The sequence below is a fragment of the Polaromonas sp. 39-63-25 genome, assembly GCF_002278925.1.
Lineage (GTDB): Bacteria > Pseudomonadota > Gammaproteobacteria > Burkholderiales > Burkholderiaceae_C > Polaromonas.
Map to the genome: position 1 here is coordinate 1 of NZ_NCJH01000031.1, position 22,076 is coordinate 22,076.

Consider the following 22,076-nt stretch of genomic DNA (forward strand, 5'->3'; position numbering starts at 1 on the left):
GAGGGACCCGGACCATCGGGTCGCCTTTCTTTTCCTTAGGTTTCTTTGGCGAAGCAAAGAAAAGTAAGTCGCCCGCCGGGGCGAGTCCCGGCTTGCTGGCAAGCCATAGCAGCTGAGATCAAAGAGGCTTACCCCCGCCCAGCCCGAACGGCTTCATAAGAAACAGCACCTCAGCCCAATATCCACGGGCGCCAGCAGCTATCAAACAGATAGCAACTACGACCCTGTCATTCGACCCGGCTGATCGCCGTCGGCTTGAAGCCCAGATCGGCCGCCTTGCCCTTGCGCCCGCGCGCGGCCCTGGCATTGTTCAGGCTGCGGATCTCCAGCGTCTCCTCGCGCTCCTTGCCGCCGCGGCCTATGCCCTCGATTTTCACGCTGCGGGTGTACGCCGCCGCGCCGGCCAGGGTGTCCTTGGCATCGAGGTCGATCAGCATCAGGCCGCGGCCGCCGGCGGCCTGGGTTTTGAGTTCGCTGATCTCGAAGGTCAGGATGCGCCCGCCGGTGGAGGCGCAGGCCACATGGGTCGCCGGGTTCAAAGGCGCCGTGCCGCTGTTGCCCGAGACATGCGAGGGCTTGCAGATCGCCTCGCCTTCACCGCAGCTGATGAAGGCCTTGCCGGCCTTCAGGCGCGACGTCATGTTCTCGACCGTGGCCAGGAAACCGTAGCCGCCGCTGCTGCTGAGCAGCAAGGTGGCGCTGGCCGGTCCGGCGAAATAATGCGCCGGGTGTGTCCCGGTTTCAAGTTCGATCAATGTGGTCACCGGCTGCCCATCGCCGCGGGCGCCGGGCAGCATGGCCACCGGAATCGAATACACCCGGCCCGTGCCTTTGGTCGCCGTGCCGAATACCAGCAGGGTATCGATGGTGCGGCATTCAAAGGTACCGTACAGGCCGTCACCGGACTTGAAGGCAAAACTGGCCGCATCGTGGCCGTGGCCGCTGCGCGCGCGCACCCAGCCCTTGGCGCTGACGACCACGGTGACCGGCTCGTCGAGCACCTTCACTTCCAGCACGGCTTTTTTCTCGGCCTGGATCAGGGTACGACGCGGGTCGGCAAACTGTTTGGCGTCCGCCTCGATTTCCTTGATCATCAGGCGCCGCAAGGCGGCCGGGCTGCCGAGGATTTCCTCGAGTTTGCCCTGCTCTTCGCGCAAGCCCTTGAGCTCCTGCTCGATCTTGATGGCTTCCAGCCTGGCCAACTGGCGCAGGCGGATTTCAAGAATGTCTTCGGCCTGCCGCTCACTCAGATTAAAACGCGCAATCAGCGCCGCCTTGGGCTCATCGGACTGACGGATGATGGCGATGACTTCGTCGATGTTGAGCAGCACCAGCTGCCGGCCCTCGAGGATGTGGATGCGGTCCAGCACCTTGTTCAGGCGGTGCTGCGAACGCCGCTCTATCGTGGTCTGGCGAAAGGATATCCACTCCTGCAGCATTTGCCGCAGCGTCTTCTGCGTCGGCCGGCCGTCCAGCCCGATCATGGTCAGGTTGATGCTGGCCGAGCTTTCCAGGCTGGTGTGCGCCAGCAGGGTGGTGATCAGTTCGGACTGCTCGATGCGGCTGGTCTTGGGCTCGAACACCAGGCGCACGGCCGCGTCCTTGCTCGACTCGTCGCGCACCACGTCAAGCACGGCCAGCACGGTCTGCTTGAGCTGGACCTGGTCCAGGCTCAGCGCTTTCTTGCCGGCCTTGATTTTCGGGTTGGTGATCTCTTCGATTTCTTCGAGCACCCTTTGGGTACTGACGCCGGGCGGCAGCTCCTGCACCACCAGCTGCCACTGGCCGCGCGCCAGGTCTTCAATTTTCCAGCGGGCGCGCACCTTGAGCGAGCCGCGGCCCGTGCTGTAGGCAGCCGCGATATCAGTGGCTGTCGAGATGATCTGGCCGCCGCCCGGGTAGTCGGGCCCGGCAATCAGCGTGTACAGCTCGTCGTCGCTGAGTTTGGGGGTCTTGATCAGTGCGATGCAGGCATCGGCCACTTCGCGCAGGTTGTGGCTGGGAATCTCGGTGGCCAGGCCGACGGCGATGCCGCTGGCGCCGTTGAGCAGCGTGAACGGCAGGCGCGCCGGCAGTTGCTTGGGCTCCTCGAAAGAGCCGTCGTAATTCGGCACGAAGTCGACTGTGCCTTCGTCGAGTTCGTCGAGCAGCAGGGTGGTGATTTTCGCCAGCCGCGCCTCGGTGTAACGCATGGCCGCGGCGCCGTCGCCGTCACGGCTGCCGAAGTTGCCTTGGCCGTCGATCAGCGGGTAGCGCTGGCTGAAGTCCTGCGCCATGCGCACCATCGCGTCATACGCCGCCTGGTCGCCGTGCGGATGGTATTTGCCGAGCACGTCACCGACCACACGCGCGCTTTTGACCGGCTTGGCGCCGCCGGCGCCGGAAAAGCCCAGCCCCATGCGCGCCATGGCGTACATGATGCGCCGCTGCACCGGCTTCTGGCCGTCGCAGACGTCGGGCAGGGCCCGGCCCTTGACCACGCTGAGCGCGTATTCGAGGTAGGCGCGCTGGGCATAGGCGGCCAGCGATTCCTGGTCAGGCACGTCGGGAGGGGAAGGCGGGGCAGGCGTAAAAAGATCGTCCATCGAGGTTCAAACTGAAAAAAAAGGATGGGGGTCAAAGAGGTGGCCGGACCGATGGGCCGGCTGGCCGTCGCAGGCGATTATGGCCTCACGCGAAACAGCGGTTCCACGTCAGGACACTAGTCGCGTTCGACCCGGAATTCCGGTGCAACCGGGCTTTGCACGACGAGGGTCGGCAGCTGGTTGCCGCGTCCGGTGGCGCCGCCAGCGGGCAGGCTGGACGGCAGTTTGCTGCCGCCCATCATTTCCATCCGGACACGGCCCGAGCGCCGCGCCTCCCCGATCATGCTGGGTGGCTTGAGATGGCTGTAGAGCTGCATCACGGTCTTGACGTAATTTTTGGTCTCGGGATAGTTGGGAATCTTGTTGCCATAACGCTGGACCGCGCCTTCGCCGGCGTTGTAGGCCGCCACCGCCAGCTCCAGCTGGCCGGGAAACAGGTCGATCAGGTAGCGCAGGTAGCGCGAGCCGGCCCGAATGTTGGTTTTGGGGTCGGTCAGCTTTTTTTCGATCGGGGAGTTCTTGTCGGCTCGCACGCCGTACCGTTGGGCCGTGGGCGGCATCAGCTGCATCAGGCCCACCGCGCCCTTGGGCGACACCGCATGGGTGTTGAAGCCCGACTCGGTGGCAATCAGCGCCTGCAGCAGTTCGTAGTCGATGTCATGGGCCACCGACGCCTCGCGCAGCAAGTGTTTGACGGCCTTGTAGTTGGGTGACACATCGAAAAAGGCCAGCAGCTTGGGCGGTGCACCCGGCATGCCATTGCCGTAGGCGCCCGAGGAGGTCTTTCCACCGCGGCTGGTGTCAAAACTTTCGCCGCCGCGAAAAAACAGCTGGTAACGCTCATCGAGCCGCTCGGCCGAGAAATGTGCCACGCCCTGGCCGTCCACATAACCCCAGACATCGGCGCGGGCAGGTGTGCCGGCCAGCAACAGGGCGGCAGCAGCTATCAAAAATGATAGCTGTTTGCGCAATAGCCACAAGGGCTGGAGGCACTTTCGACGTAAAAAATGGCTCATGCCGTGCAGATCCGCAGCTTGCGCATGGAAGTCCTTTAAATATCGATCTCCACGGCATCGCCGTGCAGTTCCATCAGTTCGCGCCGCGCCGCGGCTTCGCCCTTGCCCATCAACTTGGTCACCAGACTCTCGGTCTGCACAAAGTCGAAATTACCGAGTTGCACGGGCAGCAATCGGCGCGTATCAGGATTGAGTGTGGTTTCCCACAGTTGTTCCGCATTCATTTCGCCCAAGCCCTTGAAGCGGCTGATCGCCCAAGCCCCTTCACGCACGCCTTCCTTGCGCAATTTATCCAGAATGGCGGTCAACTCGCCTTCATCAAGCGCGTACGCCTTCGATGCAGGCTTCTTCCCGCGCGCCGGAGCGTCCACCCGAAAAAGCGGTGGCCGTGCCACAAAAATGTGCCCTGTTGCAATAAGTTGGGGGAAATGCCGGAAAAACAAGGTCAGCAGCAGCACCTGAATGTGGGATCCGTCCACGTCGGCATCACTGAGGATGCAGATCTTGCCGTAACGCAGGCCGCTGAGGTCCGGGGAATCGTTGGGGCCATGCGGATCAACACCAATGGCGACCGCGATGTCGTGGATCTCGGTGTTGGCAAACAGCCGGTCGCGTTCGACCTCCCAGGTGTTGAGTACCTTGCCGCGCAGCGGCAGGATGGCCTGGCTTTCCTTGTCGCGCCCCATCTTGGCGCTGCCGCCGGCGGAGTCGCCCTCGACCAGGAAGACCTCGTTGTGCGCCAGGTCCCTGCTTTCACAGTCGGTCAGCTTGCCCGGCAACACGGCCACGCCCGAGCCCTTGCGCTTTTCGACCTTCTGGCCGGCCTTCTGGCGGGTTTGTGCGGCCTTGATCGCCAGTTCAGCCAATTTTTTGCCATAGTCGACATGCTGGTTCAGCCACAGCTCCAGCGTCGGCCGCACAAAATTCGAGACCAGGCGCACCGCATCGCGCGAATTGAGCCGCTCCTTGATCTGCCCCTGGAATTGCGGGTCCAGCACCTTGGCTGAGAGCACATAACTGGCACGGGCAAACACGTCCTCGGGCAGCAGCTTGACGCCCTTGGGCAGCAACGAATGCAGCTCGATGAAACTCTTGACGGCCTGGAACACGCCGTCGCGCAGGCCGCTTTCGTGCGTGCCGCCGGCGCTGGTCGGGATCAGGTTGACATAACTCTCGCGCACCGGCTGGCCGTCTTCGGTGAACGCCAGGCACCACTGGGCGCCCTCGCCTTCGGCAAAACTGTCGTGCGCGGCATCGGCAAAACCTTCGCCCTCGAACAGCGGAATCACAGGATCGGCGTTAAGCGTCTGCATCAGGTAGTCGCGCAGGCCACCCTTGTAGACCCAGGTCTGCACCTCTTTGGTCTTTTCGACCACCAGCGTCACGGTCACGCCGGGCATCAGCACGGCCTTGCTGCGCAGCAGGTGGGTCAGCTCGGCCATGGGCAGAGCCGCCGCCTCGAAATATTTGGCATCCGGCCAGGCCCTCACCGTGGTGCCGGACTTGCGATCACCCTCGGCCGCCTTGCGCGTCTCCAGCGGCTCGGTGACGTCGCCGGCCTCGAACACCAGCCTGGCCACCATGCCGTCGCGGTAGGAGGTAGCTTCCAGGCGTTTGGACAGGGCGTTGGTCACGCTGACGCCGACACCGTGCAGGCCACCTGAAAAACTGTAGGCCCCGCCCTTGCCCTTGTCGAACTTGCCGCCGGCATGCAGGCGGGTGAAAACCAGCTCGATCACCGGCGCCTTTTCTTCCGGGTGCAGGCCGTAGGGAATGCCGCGGCCGTCGTCTTCGATGCTGACGGAACCATCGGTGTGCAGCGTGACCTTGATCTTCTTGCCGTGGCCGGCGAGTGCCTCGTCGGCCGAGTTGTCCAGCACTTCCTGGATGATGTGCAGCGGATTGTCGGTGCGCGTGTACATGCCCGGCCGCTGCTTGACGGGCTCCAGGCCCTTGAGCACGCGGATCGAGCCTTCGGAGTAGTCGTTGGGTAGTTTGGTCGCCATGGGGGGTGGATTGTAGTCCCGGATGATTTTATAACTGGATAAATATACAGTTTTTTATCCGCCACGTTCCGAAACCCATGCCTGGCGCTCATCAATGGCGCGAAAAACTTTCAAAGCAGAACGCAGTGCCATTGGTTACATTCTCCGGATGCAATCTCCAAGCCGAAATCTCTCCCTGGCCCAAGTGCTCATCTGCGGCGCCGCCATCGTCACCCTGTCCATGGGCATACGCCACGGCTTCGGCCTGTGGCTGCAACCAATCACCCAGGCCCAGGGCTGGACACGCGAAACCTTTGCCTTTGCCCTGGCCGTGCAAAACCTGTCCTGGGGCGTGTTTGGCATTTTTGCCGGCATGCTGGCCGACCGCTTCGGCGCCTTTCGCGTCATTGCGGGCGGCTCGGTGCTGTATGCACTGGGACTGGTCGGCATGGCGCTGTCGCCGACCGGCCTGTTGTTCACACTGACGGCCGGCGTGCTGATAGGCGCGGCGCAGGCGGGCACCACCTATGCCGTGATCTACGGCGTGATCGGCCGCAACATTCCGGCCGAAAAACGCTCCTGGGCCATGGGTGTGGCGGCCGCGGCCGGCTCTTTCGGGCAGTTCCTGATGGTGCCGGTGGAGGGTTTCCTGATCAGCGGCCTGGGCTGGAAAGAGGCGCTGCTGGTGCTGGGCGCCGCAGTGCTGCTGATCGCCCCGCTGGCCTTTGGCCTGCGCGAGACCCGCTTCGGCCCCGGCCAGGCGCCGCCGCGTGAACAGACCATCCTGCAGGCGCTCAAGGAAGCTTTCAAGTACCCGAGCTTCCAGCTGCTGATGGCCGGCTACTTCGTCTGTGGCTTTCAGGTCGTGTTCATCGGGGTGCACATGCCCAGCTACCTCAAGGACAAAGGGCTGTCGCCGCAGGTTGCCAGCTACGCGCTGGCACTGATCGGCCTGTTCAATGTGTTCGGCACCTACGCGGCGGGCGCGCTCGGCCAGCGGCTGCCCAAAAAGAACATCCTGGCCTTTATCTATCTCGCGCGGGCCGTCGTCATTGCCGTGTTCCTCGCCGCGCCCCTGAGCCCGGCCAGCGTCTACATTTTTGCCAGCCTGATGGGCCTGCTGTGGCTGTCCACCGTGCCGCCAACCAACGCCGTCGTGGCGCAGATTTTCGGCATCCAGCATCTGTCCATGCTCAGCGGTTTTGTGTTTTTCAGCCACCAGATCGGCTCCTTCATGGGGGTCTGGCTGGGCGGCGTGCTCTACGACCGCACCGGCAGTTACGACATCGTCTGGTACATCACGATTGCGCTGGGCGTGTTTGCGGCGCTGATCAACCTGCCGGTGCGCGAAGCCGCCATCCACCGGCCTGCCGCGGGCCGCCTGCCCCAAGGCGCCTGACATGGCACGCAAGCTCGCCTTGTACCTGCTCGCCATCACGGCCACGCTGGGCGTGTTTGCGCTGTATTTGCGTCCCGATTTTTTGCTGACGCTGGCCGACCAGCTCTGGGCCTGCTTCTAAGCCTGAACCTCAGTCCTCGTCGCGTACCCGGTACTGCCCGACCAGTTGCTGCTGCACCGCCGGCGGCACGACCTCGTAGTGGCTGAAGGCCAGCGTGTAAGCCCCCTGCCCGCCGGTCAGCGCATTGAGCCGCGACTGGTAGGCGGCCAGTTCGGACAGCGGTACCTGGCCCAGCACCGCCAGCGTGCCAGCCTGCAGCCCGCGCGTGCCGCTGACCTGCCCACGGCGCGCCGACAGGTCGCCGGTGATGTCGCCCATGACAGCCTCGGGCGCCGTGATCTCGACATCGACCACGGGCTCGAGCACCACCGGCGACGCGGCGCGCACCGCTTCGATCACCGCCTTGCGTCCGGCCGTGGCGAAGGCAATGTCCTTGCTGTCCACACTGTGATGTTTGCCGTCGTACACCACGACCCGCATATCGCTGACCGGAAAACCCGCGATCACCCCGCCGTCGAGCGCCTGGCGCACGCCTTTTTCCACCGCCGGCATGTACTGGCCGGGAATCGTGCCGCCCCTGACTTGGTCGACAAACTCGATGCCGGCGCCGCGCGCCAGCGGCTCGATGCGCAGGAAGACCTCGCCGAACTGCCCCGCGCCGCCGCTCTGCTTTTTGTGGCGGTGGTGGCCGGCGGCTGGCGTGGTGACCGTCTCGCGGTAGGCGATACGCGGCGGCCGCGTGTTCACCTCGCACTTGTAGACCTCGGTCAGCCGCTCGATCAGCGTGCGCAGGTGCAGCTCGCCGAGGCCGTACACCACGGTTTCGTTGGTCTGTGCCACATGTTCCAGCCGCAGGCAGGGATCTTCATCGACCAGCCGCTGCACCAGGTCCCACATGCGCTGCTCGTCCCCGCGGCGTCTGGGCTCGATGGCCAGCCCGTGCACCGGCACCGGAAAGTCCAGCGGCTGCAGATGAATGTGTTCGTCCTCGGCAGCGTCGTGCAGCACGGCGTCGAAATGGATCTCGTCGACCTTGGCCACGGCACACAGCTCACCCGGCCCGGCGCTGGCGATTTCCATGTGGTCCTTGCCCTGCAGCCGGAACAGGTGGCCCACCTTGAAGGGACGCCGACCGTCGCCGACGTAGAGCTGGCTGTCACGCGTGACCGTGCCCTGGTGCACGCGAAAAATGCCCATCTTGCCGACATAAGGGTCCACGCTGACCTTGAAAACATGGGCCAGCACATGACGCGCCGGGTCGGGCTCGGCTCGCACCGGAACAGCGGCGGCACCCCCTCCGCGCAAAAACTTCGGCGGGTTGCCCTCGGCCGGATCGGGCAGCAGCCTGACCATCACGTCCAGCAGTTCGGCCACGCCGGCGCCCGTGCGCGCCGACACAAAACAAACAGGAATCAGGTGCCCCTCGCGCAGCGCCTGCTCCAGCGGCGCATGCAGCTCCCGGGGATCCACGTCGCCTTCGTCCAGATAACGCTCGACAAAAGCCGGATCGACCTCGACCACCTGCTCGACCAGCGCGCGGTGCGCCAGCGCCACGCTGGAAAAATCGGATTCTCCGGCCGGATTGAAAAAACAGTCCACCACCCGCGTGCCCCCGCCAGCGGGCAGGTTCAGCGGCAGGCACTCCTTGCCGAAGGCGGCCTGGATGGCGGCCAGCAGGCCGGGCAGGTCAATGCCCAGCGCGTCGATCTTGTTGATGATCACCATGCGGCACAAGCCGCGGCCGGCGGCCCAGTCCATCATGCGGCCGCTCATGAGCTCCAGCCCGCTGGCAGCGCTGACGACCAGGGCTGCGGTTTCCACCGCCTCCAGCGCGGGCAGCGACTGCCCGAGAAAGTCCGGCGCGCCGGGTGTGTCGATGATGTGAATGCGCGTGTCCTGGTGCTGCAGGTGGACCAGCGCCGAATGCAGCGAATGCTGGGCGCGGCGCTCCAGCGGATCGAAGTCGCTAACCGTCGTGCCGCGCTCCAGGCTGCCGGGGGCGCCAATGGCGCCCGCCTTGTGCAGCAAAGCCTCGACCAGGGTGGTTTTGCCGCTGGCTGCTGCGCCCACCAACGCCAGCGTGCGCAGGGCCGCGACGGCCGACGGAACCGGATGCATGGGTGAGGACATGGCGCGCTCCTGGGTGCCGGGCGTGGCGTCTGCGCCCGAGGGATTGGCCTGACGCAGACGTACAGCGTAAGGGATAGCCCGCACCGGGGCAAGAGGCCGGAGCAGACATCAAACGGTGGTAGTCTTTCGCCTCCACACACGCAGGGGACAGCAGGGCCATGAAAACCATCGTCATCACCGGGGCTTCCGACGGCATAGGCGCGGAAATGGCGCGTCAGCTGGCGCAGCGCCATGGTGCTGCGGTGGCGCTGGTGCTGGCCGCGCGCAACGAAGCAGCGCTCAATACCGTTGCCTCCCAGTGCCAGGCCAGCGGGGCCGCGGCACTGGTGGTCCCCACCGATGTGTCCGATCCGGCCCAGTGCCGCGCGCTGGTCAGCACGGCCGCCCGGGCGTTCGGCCAGATCGACGCCCTGATCAACAACGCCGGCATGTCGGCGCAGGCCCTGTTTGAAGATGTCAAAACCGACGACTTGGGCTGGTACGAAGACCTGATGCGCATCAACCTCTGGGGCAGCGTGTGGTGTACCCATGCCGCCCTGCCCTACCTGAAGCAAAGTCGCGGCAGCCTGGTGGCGGTCTCCAGCCTCGCCGGCCTGGTGGGTGTGCCCGGGCGCACGGCCTACAGCGCCAGCAAATTCGCCATGACCGGTTTTTTTGAAGCCCTGCGCGCCGAACTGAAAACGGCCGGCGTCAGCGTCACCACCGCTTACCCCGGCGTGGTCGCCACACAGATCCGCTACCGGGGCTTCAACGCCGCGGGCGCGCCCGCCGGCGCCAGCGGCCTCAGGGAAGACGATGCCATGAGCGTCGAGACCTGCGCCCGGCTGATTCTCGACGGCATGGACAAACGCGCGCGCGAGGTCGTGATGACGCCCAAAGGCAAACTCGGGCGCTGGCTCAAGCTGCTGGCCCCCGGGGCCGTCGAATCCATGGCGCTGGCCGCGCTCAAGGACGAGGTCAAACCCCATTGAAAACCGATACCGCCCCTGCGCATGCCAGCCTCACCCCGTCGGCCTGGGTCCGGCGCTGGTCCCACCTGGTGCCCGCCCAGGGCAGCGTGCTCGACGTCGCCTGCGGCCATGGCCGGCACGCTTACTGGTTTCATCAGCGAAATCACCCCCTGACGCTTGTGGATCGGGCGCAGGAAGCTATCGATTCCATAGCAATTCCGGCGGCCTCCTGTGAAGCCGTGGTGGCCGACATTGAAAACGGACTCTGGCCTTTTTCGGGCCGGCAGTTCGACGCCGTGGTGGTCACCAACTACCTGTGGCGCCCCCTGCTGCCCACGCTGCTGGCCAGCCTGGCGCCGGGCGGCGTGCTGATTTACGAAACCTTTGCCCAGGGCAACGAAACCGTGGGGAAACCCTCGCGACCTGATTTCCTGCTGCGCCCCGGTGAGCTGCTGGAGGTCTGCCATGGCCTGCGGGTGGTCGCCTTTGAGGATGGCTTCCAGCAAGGCCCCGACCGCTTTACACAGCGGATTGCAGCGGTCCGGGAACTGCTGTCGCCGGGGACAGTCCCACGCCACTTGATCGACCAGCGCACTGGGTAGAATGCTGAATTGGCTTTACCGCAGCATTGACCCCGGCCAGCGTGCCATCCTTGATACAAAGACATGAAAACCATTACCGGCAGCATCGTTGCACTGGCTACCCCCCTGCATGAAGACGGCAGCGTTGACTATCCGACCCTGCGCAAACTGGTGGACTGGCACATCGCCGAAGGCACCGACTGCATTGGGGTGGTGGGCACCACCGGCGAGTCGCCCACGGTCAGCGTCGAAGAACACTGCGAGATCATCCGCGTGTCGGTGGAGCAAGCCAGGGGCCGGGTGCCGGTCATGGCCGGCTGCGGCGCCAACTCCACCGCCGAAGCCATCGAGCTGGCACGTTTTGCAAAAACCGTAGGCGCCGACTGCCAGTTGCAGGTCGTTCCCTACTACAACAAGCCGACCCAGGAAGGCCAGTACCGGCACTTCACCGCGATTGCAGAAGCGGTGGACCTGCCCATGGTGCTGTACAACGTGCCCGGCCGCACCGTGGCCGACATGCTGCACGCCACCGTGCTGCGTCTGGCGCAGGTGCCCGGCATTGTCGGCATCAAGGAAGCGACCGGCAACATCGAACGCGCGCAGTGGCTGATCAAGGAAGTGCCGGCCGGTTTTGCCGTCTATTCCGGCGACGACCCGACCGCCGTGGCACTGATGCTGTGCGGCGGCCAGGGCAACATCAGCGTGACGGCCAATGTGGCGCCGCGCCTGATGCACGAGCTCTGCGTGGCCGCCATCGCGGGCGATGCACGCAGCGCGATGAAAATCCAGCTCCAGCTGCTGCCGCTGCACAAACACCTGTTCGTGGAAGCCAACCCGATTCCGGTCAAATGGGCCATGGCCCGCATGGGCCTGTGCGGCGGCACCCTGCGCCTGCCCATGACACCGCTTGAAACGGCCAACGAGGCCACGGTCGAAAACGCCCTGCGCGTTTGCGGCCTGCTCTGATTTTTAAGGAAACCCCAGTGATGACATTGCACACGACCAGCGCTTCCGGATTTGTCTCTGCACCACGGCTTGCCGCGGCCCCGCTGCTGGCGCTCGTCGCCGCGCTCCTCCTCTCGGGTTGCTCCTCATTGAGCGAGTCCATGCAGGGCGACAAGGTCGACTACAAAAGCGCCGGCAAAGCGCCCTCGCTGGAGGTTCCTCCCGACCTGACGCAGCTGTCGCGCGATACCCGTTACGTCGTGCCCGGCAGTTCCGTCACGGCCAGCGGCTACCAGGTCGGCCAGACCACCCAGTCCGTGCCAACCGCGGCCCTCACGGTCGGCGACGTGCGCATTGAGCGCGCGGGCACGCAGCGCTGGCTGGTGGTCAACCGCCCGGCCGACAAGCTGTGGGGCCCCGTGCGCGAGTTCTGGCTGGAAAACGGCTTCCTGATCGCCACCGAGCAGGAAAACCTCGGCATCATGGAAACCGACTACGCGGAAAACCGCGCCAAGCTGCCACAGGACTTCATCCGCGCCACCCTGGGCAAGCTGCTCGACAGCCTGTACTCCACCGGCGAACGCGACAAGTTCCGCACCCGCCTGGAGCGCACGCCGACTGGCGGCACCGAAATTTACATCAGCCACCGCGGCATGGTGGAGATGCTGACGGGTACGGTCAAGACACCGCAGAAAAGTGATGGCACGGTGTGGCAGCCCCGCCCGGCCGATCCGGAGCTGGAAGCGGAATTCCTGCGCCGCCTGATGGTCAAGCTCGGTGTCAGCCAGGAGCAGTCCAAGGCGCTGGTCGCCACGGGCCCGGCGCGGCAGAGCGCACGGGTGGCCAATGTCAACAACATGCCCGTGGTTCAGATCGACGAGGGTTTTGAGCGCGCCTGGCGCCGCGTCGGTCTGGCCCTGGACCGCACCGGTTTCACCGTGGAAGACCGCGACCGCGCACAAGGCACTTATTTCGTGCGCTACGTCGAGCCTACCGGCGACAAGAAGGAACCCGGCTTCTTCAGCAAGCTCTTCAGCAGCTCCTCGGCAGGCCCGGCTCCCCTCAAATACCGGATCGCCGTACGCAGCCAGGGCGAAGCGACCACCGTGTCCGTGCTCAACGCCCAGGGCAACCCCGAAGCGTCGGCCAATGCCCAGCGCATCGTGCAGGTCATTGCCGACGACCTGAAATAAGGCGTCGCGTGGAGCCTGTCCGGTGCTGAGGTTCAAAAGCCTGGGCAGCGGCAGCACAGGCAATGCCACGCTGGTGGAGGCGACCGGGTTGCGGCCCAAGCGGCTGCTGGTCGATTGTGGCCTGGGGATCCGGCAACTTTCGGTGCGGCTGGCTCAAGCAGGCCTCGCCGACGGTGACATCGACGCCATCTTCATCACCCACGAACACAGCGACCACATTGGCTGCGCGCGCCAGTTCGCGCGGCGCCACCGGATCCCGGTCTGGATGAGCCGTGGCACCCAGGAGGGCATCGGCCTGCCCGACTTCGACGGGCTGCTCCACACCGCCCGCGATGGGGAGGCGATTGACCTCGGCGAACTGCAGCTCATGCCCTTCACGGTTCCTCATGACGCACGTGAGCCCTTGCAACTCACCTGCACGGACGGCGCTTCCAAACTGGGGCTGCTGACCGACCTCGGCCACGCCACCGCCCACTTGCTGGCTCACCTCGCACACTGCAATGCCCTGCTGCTCGAATGCAACCATGACAGCGACTTGCTGGCCCGGTCGGCCTACCCGCCTTTTCTCAAGCGGCGTGTAGGCGGCATGTACGGGCACCTGTCCAATGCGGCTGCGGGCGAGATTGCCCGCTCGGTCGCGCATGGCGGCCTCAGACAGCTGGTGGCGGCCCATTTGAGCCAGCAGAACAACCGGCCTGAGCTGGCGCACCAGGCCATGACCGAGGCCCTCGGCAGCAGCGCCGAGCTGGTGATTGCCGACGCCGGCACCGGTACTCCCTGGCTGAGGCTGTAAGACAGTTCTCAGACCGCGCTGTGCCCTGTTCCCAACGAAAAAAGCCGCCCGGAGGCGGCCTTTCAGGAGCGAAAAGAATTATTTCGTGGCGCTGGCAGGAGTCTGGGCTTCAGCAGGCACAGGAGCGGACGAAGGCGCAGGTGCGGATGCGTCGGCTGCGGGAGCAGAAGCTGCCTCAGCAGGAGCAGGTGCAGGTGCTGGCGTGACAACGACGGGAGCAGGTGCAGCGGCTTCTTCTTTTTTACCGCAGGCAGCCAGGGCAACCGCAGCGACGATGGCGGCCAAAACGAGGGACTTGTTCATATCGAGATCCTTGATGAATGAGAGAGAAAACTTATAAATTCGTCAAAAAAAACCCCAAACCTGACGATTCGGGGTTTTCGACGGGAGGGCGCGTGACGCGAGCTCAAACTGCCCTGTGAACGAGTATATGCGGGTTTTCACCGCCGTAAAAACCCTCAATTCAGAAAAAGAGCAACGAGAAACCATGGCAAAACTGCCCCTGTCGCCAGCGGAGCCCCCTGCGGCATCGCCCCGCTGCGTCAAATCCCCACTGTGGTTGCCGGGAAGGCCGGACTGCTGCGCAGCAGCTTCTCCGTCAGCCTTTCCCTCAGGGCGACGCGCCGCGCGGCTTCGGATCCCGCCACACCGGTGCTGCGCACGAGGTCCAGCCGTTCGAACACCCAGCCCGGGCTCCAGAAGGCACTGGGCAGGTCGCTGGCCGCCACCGCACCGCTGCCGCGACATTCAACAATGTGGGACCAGGTGCGGCGCCAGGTCACAAACCGCGCGTGCCGGCGCGTCACTTCGTCATAGCTCCGGGCCAGCATGGTCAGTGTGCGGCCCGATGTGGACCAGTCGTTGAGGGATTGCACGACACTGCGCTCGCCCAGCGGCCAGTCCTCAAACGTGGCGTCACAAAGAATGATTTCACGCCAGCCCTCAGCAGCCGCTGCCGCGAAGGCCTGCCGGATCAGATCGGCGAATGCCGGGCGCCCTTCGAAGCGCCCCTGCAGCAGTATGGGCGAAGAAGGTGCGGGCGAAGGATGGGGATCATTCATCATCGGCTCCTTGAAGGCATGAAACAGCAGGTTGACGCGTGGTTCAGCGCCCCTGTGGATGGGCCAGCCAACCGGCCGCATGCCAGTCTGCCAGCAAGTCCAGCGCCGAAGAGCTCGCGTGGCGCAGGTCGGCGGCAGCGAGCCGGCGCTGGTCGGCCAGGCGCCGCATCAGGGTCGCGTCAGCCCCTCTGGCGCGGTAGCTTTCTCCATTGATGAACACATGCTGCGCGTCGTACATCATGCGGGTGCGCGGATCCAGGCTGAGACCTTCCGCGCAGCGCGGGTCCCATCGTCCCGACGGCTCGTCAAACCAGACCGAGGCCTTGGGTTCCGTCAGGCATTCACCGAGCGCACAGGCCAGCGCCAGCGGGTCTTTCAAGGCCTCATGCACTGCCTTTTGGGCAAAGGCGAGCAGGCCTTCGGGCAGGGCCGCGGGTGTTGACGTGGCGGCCTGCGATGGATCGCGGTACAGACTCTGACTGACGGCACCATCGTCTTCACCATCATCCGCAAAATCCGCCAGGCGCTGCAGCAGTTCACCTGCCAGTTCGGCGCGCTTGGGCACCCGAAAGCCAATGGAGTACGTCATGCAGTCCTGCGCCTTGCCGTCGTCCCCCGGGCAGGGTTCTGCCAGCCCGTCATGGGCATAACGCGGCGGCAGGTAAAGCATGTCGCCGGCCTCCAGCACAAACTCCTGCTCGGGCTCGAAGTTCTGCAGGATCTTCAGCGGCACACCTTCCTGCAGCGTCAGGTCTTGCTGCCGGCCTATCTTCCAGCGCCTGCGGCCGCTGGCCTGGAGCAGGAAGACGTCGTAACTGTCAAAGTGCGGACCCACGCCGCCGCCCGGCGTGGCAAATGAAATCATCAGGTCATCAAGCCGGGCATCGGGCACAAAACGGAAGTGCTGCAGCAGTTCATGGGCCCGGCGATCGTGCAGGTCCACGCCCTGTAGCAGCAGCGTCCACTGCGGCCGGCTCAGGGCCGGCAGGCTGCGCGGCCCGAACGGCCCCTGCTTCATGCGCCAGCCGGTGGGCTGCTGCACCACAAGGCGCGACTCCACTTCTTTTCGCGCCGCGAGGTCGAACAGCTCCCTGCGGCTGAGCAAGGGCTTGAAACCGGGCATGGCCTGGCGCACCAGCAGGGGCTTTTTCTGCCAGTGGCGACGCATGAATTGGGCCGGGCTCAGACCGGCGAGAAGGGCAAGGGGTTGATTGACATCCATGGGACAATTGTCCGATGAAAATCACCCCGCAATGCGTTGTTGCCCTGACCTGGACGCTGAAAGATACCCTGGGCGAAATACTGGACGAGCTCGACGAGCCGGTGGAGTTTTTGCTGGGCGGCGATGACTTGCTGGCCAAAATCGAGGAAAGCCTGCAGGGCCATGAGGCGGGTGCCGCGATTGATCTGCATCTGGAGCCTGAAAACGCATTTGGCGACTACGACGAAAATCTGGTTTTTCTCGAGGCCCGCAAGCTGTTTCCGGCCGAACTCGAGGAAGGCCTGACCTTTGACGGCGCCGCCCTGCCCACCGGCGTCAACCCCGACACCCCGACCGATCACATCTACACCGTGACTGAAATTTATCCCGAACATGTGGTGCTCGATGGCAACCACCCGCTGGCCGGCATCGCGATCCGCCTGAGCCTGAAGGTCGAGTCCGTGCGCGAGGCCACCGAGGCGGAAATCGGCCAGGGCTCCATGGGAACCGGGTTTTTCAAGCTTGAATCGCAAGCTCCCGGCAACAACACGCTGCATTAAAGTAGCCCAATAAAAAGCCGGCCTGCTCCAGAGAGCAGGCCGGCTTTAGCTGAAGCCGCAGTGGCTTAACGCATGCGGTACAGCTGGTTGTTCTCGATCTTCACCCGGTCGCCAATACGCAGCTCGCCATAAGAAGGCACGTCATAAGCACGTGTACCGCCGTTGTCCAGCTGGACAGACACGCGGTAGCTTTCATTCACGGGCTGGGTGTTGCGGTTCTTCTCCACGGCATTGCCGGCAACGGCACCACCGACAGCGCCGATCACGGTGGCTGCCGTGCGTCCGCTACCGCCGCCGATCTGGCTGCCCACGGCTGCACCGGCCACGCCGCCGATCACGGCGCCCAGGCCAGAGGTTGTAGCCGGTTGTTGCGTACGCAGGACTTCCACATTGCTGACGCGGCCGTATTCGATGTAATTGCCCTGCGGGTTCTGCGCAGGGTAAGTGGAGGCGGGATAGGTGGCCGCAGGGTAGGTCGAGCCCTGCGCCGGCTGGCTCATGGGCGCCGCGCACGCGGCAAGCCCGGCGACCACAACCACGGATGAAACGACTGAAATGAAACGGGAAGCTTGACGCATGGAAATCTCCTGTGTGTGAACGTTCAGAGGGTCCGCTGCATCCATGCCGTTGAAGACAAGTTGCCTGAGGGCCCTGCTGCATTGATTACACCTACACCGCGCCGTCGGACAGGTGGGGTCCCAGGCTGTTCCGGCGTGGGAGCCCACTGCCGGCAGGTGTAGGAAAAGCCTGACGCTGCGGCGTCTTTGCTCACGCCTTGCCGGTCGAGCCGTAGCCGCCTTCACCGCGCTGGCTGGCCGCCGCGAAATCATCGACCACATGGAACTCGGCCTGCACCACGGGCACGATCACCAGCTGGGCGATACGCTCCATGGGTTCTATCGTGAAGGCCACGTCGCTGCGGTTCCAGGCGCTGACCATGAGCTGGCCCTGATAGTCGCTGTCGATCAGCCCGACCAGGTTGCCCAGGACGATGCCGTGTTTGTGCCCCAGCCCAGAGCGCGGCAGGATCATGGCCGCGTAACCGGGGTTGTGCAGATAGATCGCCAGGCCGGTGGGCACCAGTTGCCAGGCATTGGGCTGCAGGGTCAGCGGCGCGTCCAGGCAGGCGCGCAGGTCCAGCCCGGCGCTGCCGGGCGTGGCATAGGCGGGCAGGTTCCCGCGCAGGCGCTCGTCGATGATCTTCACGTCGATTTTCATGTCACTTGCCTTGTTTGAATTCTTTGGCGGCCTGTTCAGCCAACGCACGCAAGCGCGCCTTGAGCAGTTCCGGAGAGTATTTTTTAAAACGGTAAATGGCCCAGGCGGCGAAAGCGAGCGGCATGGCCACCGCGAACATGCCAGCGCGCGGAACCAGGACTGAGAGCAACTGCAGCGCGATCCAGGCGAGCAGCACCCACTTGCCCACTGTCCACAAGGACGGTCCGGCGGGCCGGCTCGACGCTGCCTCCCCGGCGGCCTCCTGGCGTCCCGGCGTGGCGGCCCCTGGCATCAGGCCGGTGCCCGGCTGCGCGTCAGCCTTCGCCTGCCGGGCAAGGACAGCCGCCGCCGCGGTGGCACTCACTTTTTCCACATACCGGGCAAAGTCGCCGTCGGGCGGGGTGTCAGAAGGTTGTTCCATCGTGCCTCACCCTGCCCGCTTGATCCGGCTGGCGATCTCTGCCACCAGTTGCCGCGCCAGCGACAGCTTGGAGGCACGCGCCAGTTCCCGGCTGCCCTGCGCATCGACCAGCAGCAGGGCGTTGTCGTCACGGCCGAAAGTGGCCGGGCCGATGTTGCCCACCAGCAGCGGCACGCCCTTGCGCAGGCGCTTGGCCTGCGCGTTGTCCTCGAGGTCGTGGCTCTCGGCGGCAAAACCGACGCAGAACAACTCACCCGATACGCCACGCGGCGATTGCGCCAAGGTCGCCAGGATGTCGGGGTTCTCGGTAAAAGCCAGCTGGGGTGCCTGGCCCGAGCCGTCCTTCTTGATCTTGCGCTCCGCGCTGCTCGCCGGTCGCCAGTCGGCCACGGCTGCGGTTGCTATAAAAACAGTAGCTGCTTGCGCCCGTTCCGTAACGGCTTCGAGCATGTTTTGTGCTGATCTGACGTCGATGCGGGTGACGCCGCGCGGCGTGCTCAGGCTGACCGGCCCGGCCACCAGCGTGACCTGCGCGCCGGCCTCGTGCGCGGCGCGGGCCACGGCAAAACCCATCTTGCCGCTCGACAGATTGGTGATGCCGCGCACCGGATCGATGGCCTCGTAGGTCGGGCCCGCCGTCACCAGCACATGCTGACCGGCCAGCACCTTGGGCGTGAAAAAGGCGACCATGTCTTCGAGCAGCTCGGGCGGCTCCAGCATGCGCCCGTCGCCGGTTTCGCCGCAGGCCTGGAACCCGCTACCCACCCCGAGGATGGTCGCGCCATCGCTGGAGAGCTGCGCCATGTTGCGCTGGGTGGCGGGATGGGCCCACATTTCACGATTCATCGCCGGCGCGATCAGCAGCGGCACGGTGGCGATGGGCCGGGCCAGGCACATGAGGCTAAGCAGGTCGTCGGCACGGCCATGCAGCAGTTTGGCCATGAAGTCGGCGCTGCAGGGCGCAATCAGGATGGCGTCGGCCTCACGGCTCAGGTTGATGTGCGCCATGTTGTTGGCCTCACGGCTGTCCCACTGGCTGGTGTAGACCGGCCGGCCGCTGAGCGCCTGCAGCGTCACCGCCGTGATGAACTGCTCGGCGGCCTCGGTCATGACCACCTGCACAGTGGCGCCCTGCTTGATCAGCGCGCGGCACAACTCCGCCGCCTTGTAGCAGGCAATGCCGCCCGACAGGCCCAGCACGATGTGCCGGCCGGCCAGATCGCCGCCTGCTTCGATGGCTTCTTCGTTTGCTTGCTTCGTCATGCTCCGCAATGTACAGGATATGCCCCCACGCTTGCCACTTCGTGTGCTGCGCTGCCCCCCGAGGGGGCTATTTTTCCTAGGGGCGGCCCGTCGGAAAAATGTTTGCCCTGGCCTGGTGTGAGCGTAGACGCATGCAGCCACCCGTATAATCCCCGTTTACCACCTAAGCGAACTTGCGGTTCGTACCTGACATGACCAAATTTGTCTTCGTCACCGGCGGTGTGGTGTCTTCCCTGGGCAAGGGAATCGCCTCAGCCTCCCTAGCAGCGATCCTTGAATCGCGAGGCCTCAAAGTCACTTTAATCAAGCTGGACCCCTACCTCAACGTCGATCCCGGCACGATGTCGCCGTTCCAGCACGGTGAGGTGTTTGTCACCGACGATGGCGCGGAAACCGACCTGGACCTGGGCCACTACGAGCGTTTTGTCGAAACGCGCATGCGCAAGGCCAACAATTTCACGACCGGCCAGATCTACAAAAGCGTGCTCGAAAAGGAACGCCGCGGCGACTACCTCGGCAAGACCGTGCAGGTCATTCCGCACGTCACCAACGAAATCCAGGAATTCATCAAGCGCGGCGCCGGTTACGACACGCCGCAGGCGGTGGATGTCGCGATTGTCGAAATCGGCGGCACGGTGGGCGACATCGAGTCGCTACCCTTCCTCGAGGCGGTGCGCCAGATGAGCCTGCGCCTGGGCGCCAACAACACGGCCTTTGTGCACCTCAGCTATGTGCCCTGGATCGCTGCCGCGGGCGAGCTCAAGACCAAGCCGACCCAGCACACCGCCAAACAGCTGCGCGAAATCGGCATCCAGGCCGATGTGCTGCTGTGCCGCGCCGACCGCCCCATCCCCAGCGAAGAGCGTGAAAAAATTTCGCTGTTTTCCAACGTCCCCGAGTGGGGCGTGATTTCGATGTGGGACGTGGACACGATTTACAAGGTGCCGCGCATGCTGCACGAGCAGGGTCTGGACGGGCTGATCTGCGACAAGCTGCGCCTGAACACGCCCCCGGCCAACCTCAAGCGCTGGGACGACCTGGTTTACGAAACCGAACATCCGAAAAATGAAGTGCACATTGCCATGGTCGGCAAGTACGTGGACCTGTCGGACAGCTACAAGTCGCTCAACGAAGCGATTCGCCACGCCGGCATGAAAAACCATGCCAAGGTCGTCATCGAGTATGTTGATTCGGAAACACTGACGCCGGACAACGTCTCGCGGCTGGCCAAGTTCGATGGCATCCTGGTGCCCGGCGGTTTCGGCAAGCGCGGCATTGAAGGCAAGATCTGCGCGGCGCGTTTTGCGCGCGAAAACAAGGTGCCCTACCTCGGCATCTGCCTGGGCATGCAGGTCGCCACCATCGAGTTTGCACGGCATGTGGCGGGCCTGAAGGACGCCAACAGCACCGAGTTCGAGCCCGACAGCCCGAACCCGGTGATCGCGCTGATCACCGAGTGGAAAGACGAAGACGGCACCATCAAGACGCGCAACGAACAGTCCGACCTCGGCGGCACCATGCGCCTGGGCGCGCAAAGCTCCGACGTGGCCAAGGACACCCTGGCGCACAAGATCTACGGCGACGTGGTCACCGAGCGGCATCGCCACCGCTACGAGGCCAACGTTCACTACCTGGACCGGCTGCGTGAAGCCGGCCTGGTGATCTCGGCACTGACCCAGCGCGAACACCTGACCGAAATTGTCGAACTGCCGCAGAACGTACACCCGTGGTTCATCGGCGTGCAGTTTCACCCTGAATTCAAGTCCACGCCCTGGGCCGGCCACCCGCTGTTCAACGCCTACGTGAAAGCCGCGCTGGACCACCAGGCGGCCGGAAAAACATTGAAAGTCGTGGCATGAAGTTATGTGGCTTCGACGTGGGCCTCGATCAGCCCTTCTTCCTGATCGCCGGCCCCTGCGTCGTCGAGTCCGAGCAACTGCAGATGGACACGGCGGGAACATTGAAGGAAATCACGGCCTCGCTGGGCATTCCCTTCATCTTCAAGTCCAGCTACGACAAGGCCAACCGCTCCAGCGGCACCACCTTTCGCGGCCCCGGCATGGAAAAAGGCCTGGAGATCCTGGCCAAGGTCAAACGCGAGCTGAACCTGCCCATCCTGACCGATGTGCATTCGGAGTCCGAGATAGCCGCCGTGGCGGCCGTGGTGGACGTGTTGCAGACGCCGGCCTTCCTGTGCCGCCAGACCGACTTCATCCGCGCGGTGGCGCAATCGGGCAAACCGGTCAACATCAAGAAGGGCCAGTTTCTCGCGCCCGGCGACATGAAAAACGTGATCGACAAGGCACGTGCCGCAGCGCGTGAAAAAGGCCTGAACGAAGACAACTTCATGGCCTGCGAACGCGGCGCCAGTTTTGGCTACAACAACCTGGTCAGCGACATGCGCAGCCTGGCCATCATGCGCGAGACCGGTGCGCCGGTGGTGTTTGACGCCACCCATTCGGTGCAGTTGCCCGGCGGACAAGGCACCAGCAGCGGCGGCCAGCGTGAGATGGTGCCGGTGCTGGCCCGTGCCGCCGTCGCGGTCGGCATTGCGGGCATCTTCATGGAAACCCACCCGGACCCGGCCAAGGCCATGAGTGACGGCCCGAACGCCGTGCCCCTCAAACACATGAAGGCCTTGCTGGAGACGCTGCTCGAGCTCGACCGCGTCACCAAGAAAAACGGTTTTCTCGAAAACAACTTCCAAGCCTGAT

General features: G+C 64.5%; 20 protein-coding genes. 9 read left to right on the forward strand and 11 right to left on the reverse strand.

Going from position 1 to position 22,076, the window contains the following annotated elements; all coding sequences use genetic code 11:
• Positions 1 to 227: 227 nt before the first annotated feature.
• The 3 genes from parC to B7X65_RS22655 all read right to left on the reverse strand — a co-directional run bounded on the left by parC (position 228) and on the right by B7X65_RS22655 (position 5,607).
• Positions 228 to 2,585 carry a DNA topoisomerase IV subunit A gene (gene parC, locus B7X65_RS22645; protein WP_293596497.1) on the reverse strand — a complete coding sequence of 786 codons (2,358 nt, stop codon included), beginning with the start codon at positions 2,583 to 2,585 and terminating at the stop codon, positions 228 to 230.
• A gap of 116 nt (positions 2,586 to 2,701) precedes the next feature.
• Positions 2,702 to 3,601, reverse strand: a complete 900-nt coding sequence (locus B7X65_RS22650; protein WP_293596498.1) for a lytic transglycosylase domain-containing protein — start codon at positions 3,599 to 3,601, stop codon at positions 2,702 to 2,704.
• Positions 3,602 to 3,636: 35 nt separating this feature from the next.
• Entirely contained in the window at positions 3,637 to 5,607 is a 1,971-nt protein-coding gene (locus B7X65_RS22655; protein WP_293596499.1) for a DNA topoisomerase IV subunit B, read from the reverse strand.
• Positions 5,608 to 5,755: 148 nt separating this feature from the next.
• On the opposite strand from B7X65_RS22655, the gene B7X65_RS22660 reads away from it, so the two are divergent.
• Complete coding sequence (locus B7X65_RS22660) at positions 5,756 to 6,985, forward strand: MFS transporter (protein ID WP_293596500.1); 1,230 nt, start codon at positions 5,756 to 5,758, stop codon at positions 6,983 to 6,985.
• A gap of 130 nt (positions 6,986 to 7,115) precedes the next feature.
• On the opposite strand, the gene fusA is transcribed toward B7X65_RS22660, so the two are convergent.
• Complete coding sequence (gene fusA / locus B7X65_RS22665; protein ID WP_293596501.1) at positions 7,116 to 9,176, reverse strand: elongation factor G; 2,061 nt, start codon at positions 9,174 to 9,176, stop codon at positions 7,116 to 7,118.
• 158 nt (positions 9,177 to 9,334) lie between these two features.
• Here fusA and B7X65_RS22670 point away from each other — a divergent pair, with 158 nt between their 5' ends.
• The 5 genes from B7X65_RS22670 (at position 9,335) to B7X65_RS22690 (ending at position 13,638) form a co-directional block, all read left to right on the forward strand.
• A complete protein-coding gene (locus tag B7X65_RS22670) occupies positions 9,335 to 10,147 on the forward strand; it encodes an SDR family oxidoreductase (RefSeq protein WP_293596502.1) in 813 nt (270 codons plus the stop codon).
• Positions 10,144 to 10,728, forward strand: coding sequence for a bifunctional 2-polyprenyl-6-hydroxyphenol methylase/3-demethylubiquinol 3-O-methyltransferase UbiG (locus B7X65_RS22675; RefSeq protein ID WP_293596503.1), 585 nt, complete (start codon positions 10,144 to 10,146; stop codon positions 10,726 to 10,728). The genes B7X65_RS22670 and B7X65_RS22675 overlap by 4 nt, the downstream gene beginning before the upstream one ends.
• 63 nt (positions 10,729 to 10,791) lie before the next feature.
• The gene (dapA, locus tag B7X65_RS22680) at positions 10,792 to 11,673 is read left to right on the forward strand and encodes a 4-hydroxy-tetrahydrodipicolinate synthase (RefSeq protein WP_293596504.1); all 882 of its coding nucleotides are present in this window, start codon (positions 10,792 to 10,794) and stop codon (positions 11,671 to 11,673) included.
• 140 nt (positions 11,674 to 11,813) lie between these two features.
• Positions 11,814 to 12,845: an outer membrane protein assembly factor BamC gene (gene bamC, locus B7X65_RS22685; RefSeq protein WP_293596533.1), complete on the forward strand. Its 1,032-nt coding sequence runs from the start codon at positions 11,814 to 11,816 to the stop codon at positions 12,843 to 12,845.
• Between the two features lie 22 nt (positions 12,846 to 12,867).
• Entirely contained in the window at positions 12,868 to 13,638 is a 771-nt protein-coding gene (locus B7X65_RS22690) for an MBL fold metallo-hydrolase (RefSeq protein ID WP_293596505.1), read from the forward strand.
• 78 nt (positions 13,639 to 13,716) lie between these two features.
• Here B7X65_RS22690 and B7X65_RS22695 read toward each other — a convergent pair whose 3' ends face one another.
• The 3 genes from B7X65_RS22695 to B7X65_RS22705 all read right to left on the reverse strand — a co-directional run bounded on the left by B7X65_RS22695 (position 13,717) and on the right by B7X65_RS22705 (position 15,921).
• On the reverse strand, positions 13,717 to 13,941 hold the full coding sequence (locus B7X65_RS22695; RefSeq protein WP_293596506.1) for a hypothetical protein: 225 nt from the start codon (positions 13,939 to 13,941) through the stop codon (positions 13,717 to 13,719).
• A gap of 239 nt (positions 13,942 to 14,180) precedes the next feature.
• A complete protein-coding gene (locus B7X65_RS22700) occupies positions 14,181 to 14,702 on the reverse strand; it encodes a hypothetical protein (protein WP_293596507.1) in 522 nt (173 codons plus the stop codon).
• A 40-nt stretch (positions 14,703 to 14,742) separates the two neighbouring features.
• Positions 14,743 to 15,921 carry a cupin domain-containing protein gene (locus B7X65_RS22705; protein WP_293596508.1) on the reverse strand — a complete coding sequence of 393 codons (1,179 nt, stop codon included), beginning with the start codon at positions 15,919 to 15,921 and terminating at the stop codon, positions 14,743 to 14,745.
• Positions 15,922 to 15,935: 14 nt separating this feature from the next.
• On the opposite strand from B7X65_RS22705, the gene B7X65_RS22710 reads away from it, so the two are divergent.
• The gene (locus B7X65_RS22710) at positions 15,936 to 16,460 is read left to right on the forward strand and encodes a peptidylprolyl isomerase (protein WP_293596509.1); all 525 of its coding nucleotides are present in this window, start codon (positions 15,936 to 15,938) and stop codon (positions 16,458 to 16,460) included.
• A 65-nt stretch (positions 16,461 to 16,525) separates the two neighbouring features.
• On the opposite strand, the gene B7X65_RS22715 is transcribed toward B7X65_RS22710, so the two are convergent.
• The 4 genes from B7X65_RS22715 to coaBC all read right to left on the reverse strand — a co-directional run bounded on the left by B7X65_RS22715 (position 16,526) and on the right by coaBC (position 19,362).
• Positions 16,526 to 17,038 carry a glycine zipper 2TM domain-containing protein gene (locus tag B7X65_RS22715; RefSeq protein ID WP_293596510.1) on the reverse strand — a complete coding sequence of 171 codons (513 nt, stop codon included), beginning with the start codon at positions 17,036 to 17,038 and terminating at the stop codon, positions 16,526 to 16,528.
• Positions 17,039 to 17,228: 190 nt separating this feature from the next.
• Positions 17,229 to 17,678 (reverse strand): dUTP diphosphatase, encoded by a 450-nt coding sequence (gene dut, locus B7X65_RS22720; RefSeq protein WP_293596511.1) that lies wholly within the window; start codon positions 17,676 to 17,678, stop codon positions 17,229 to 17,231.
• A 1-nt stretch (position 17,679) separates the two neighbouring features.
• Positions 17,680 to 18,099, reverse strand: a complete 420-nt coding sequence (locus tag B7X65_RS22725) for a hypothetical protein (protein WP_293596512.1) — start codon at positions 18,097 to 18,099, stop codon at positions 17,680 to 17,682.
• A gap of 6 nt (positions 18,100 to 18,105) precedes the next feature.
• Complete coding sequence (gene coaBC / locus B7X65_RS22730; RefSeq protein WP_293596513.1) at positions 18,106 to 19,362, reverse strand: bifunctional phosphopantothenoylcysteine decarboxylase/phosphopantothenate--cysteine ligase CoaBC; 1,257 nt, start codon at positions 19,360 to 19,362, stop codon at positions 18,106 to 18,108.
• 191 nt (positions 19,363 to 19,553) lie between these two features.
• On the opposite strand from coaBC, the gene B7X65_RS22735 reads away from it, so the two are divergent.
• Entirely contained in the window at positions 19,554 to 21,221 is a 1,668-nt protein-coding gene (locus tag B7X65_RS22735; protein WP_293596514.1) for a CTP synthase, read from the forward strand.
• Positions 21,218 to 22,075 carry a 3-deoxy-8-phosphooctulonate synthase gene (kdsA, locus tag B7X65_RS22740; protein WP_293596515.1) on the forward strand — a complete coding sequence of 286 codons (858 nt, stop codon included), beginning with the start codon at positions 21,218 to 21,220 and terminating at the stop codon, positions 22,073 to 22,075. Before B7X65_RS22735 ends, kdsA begins: the two co-directional genes overlap by 4 nt.
• Position 22,076: the final 1 nt, after the last annotated feature.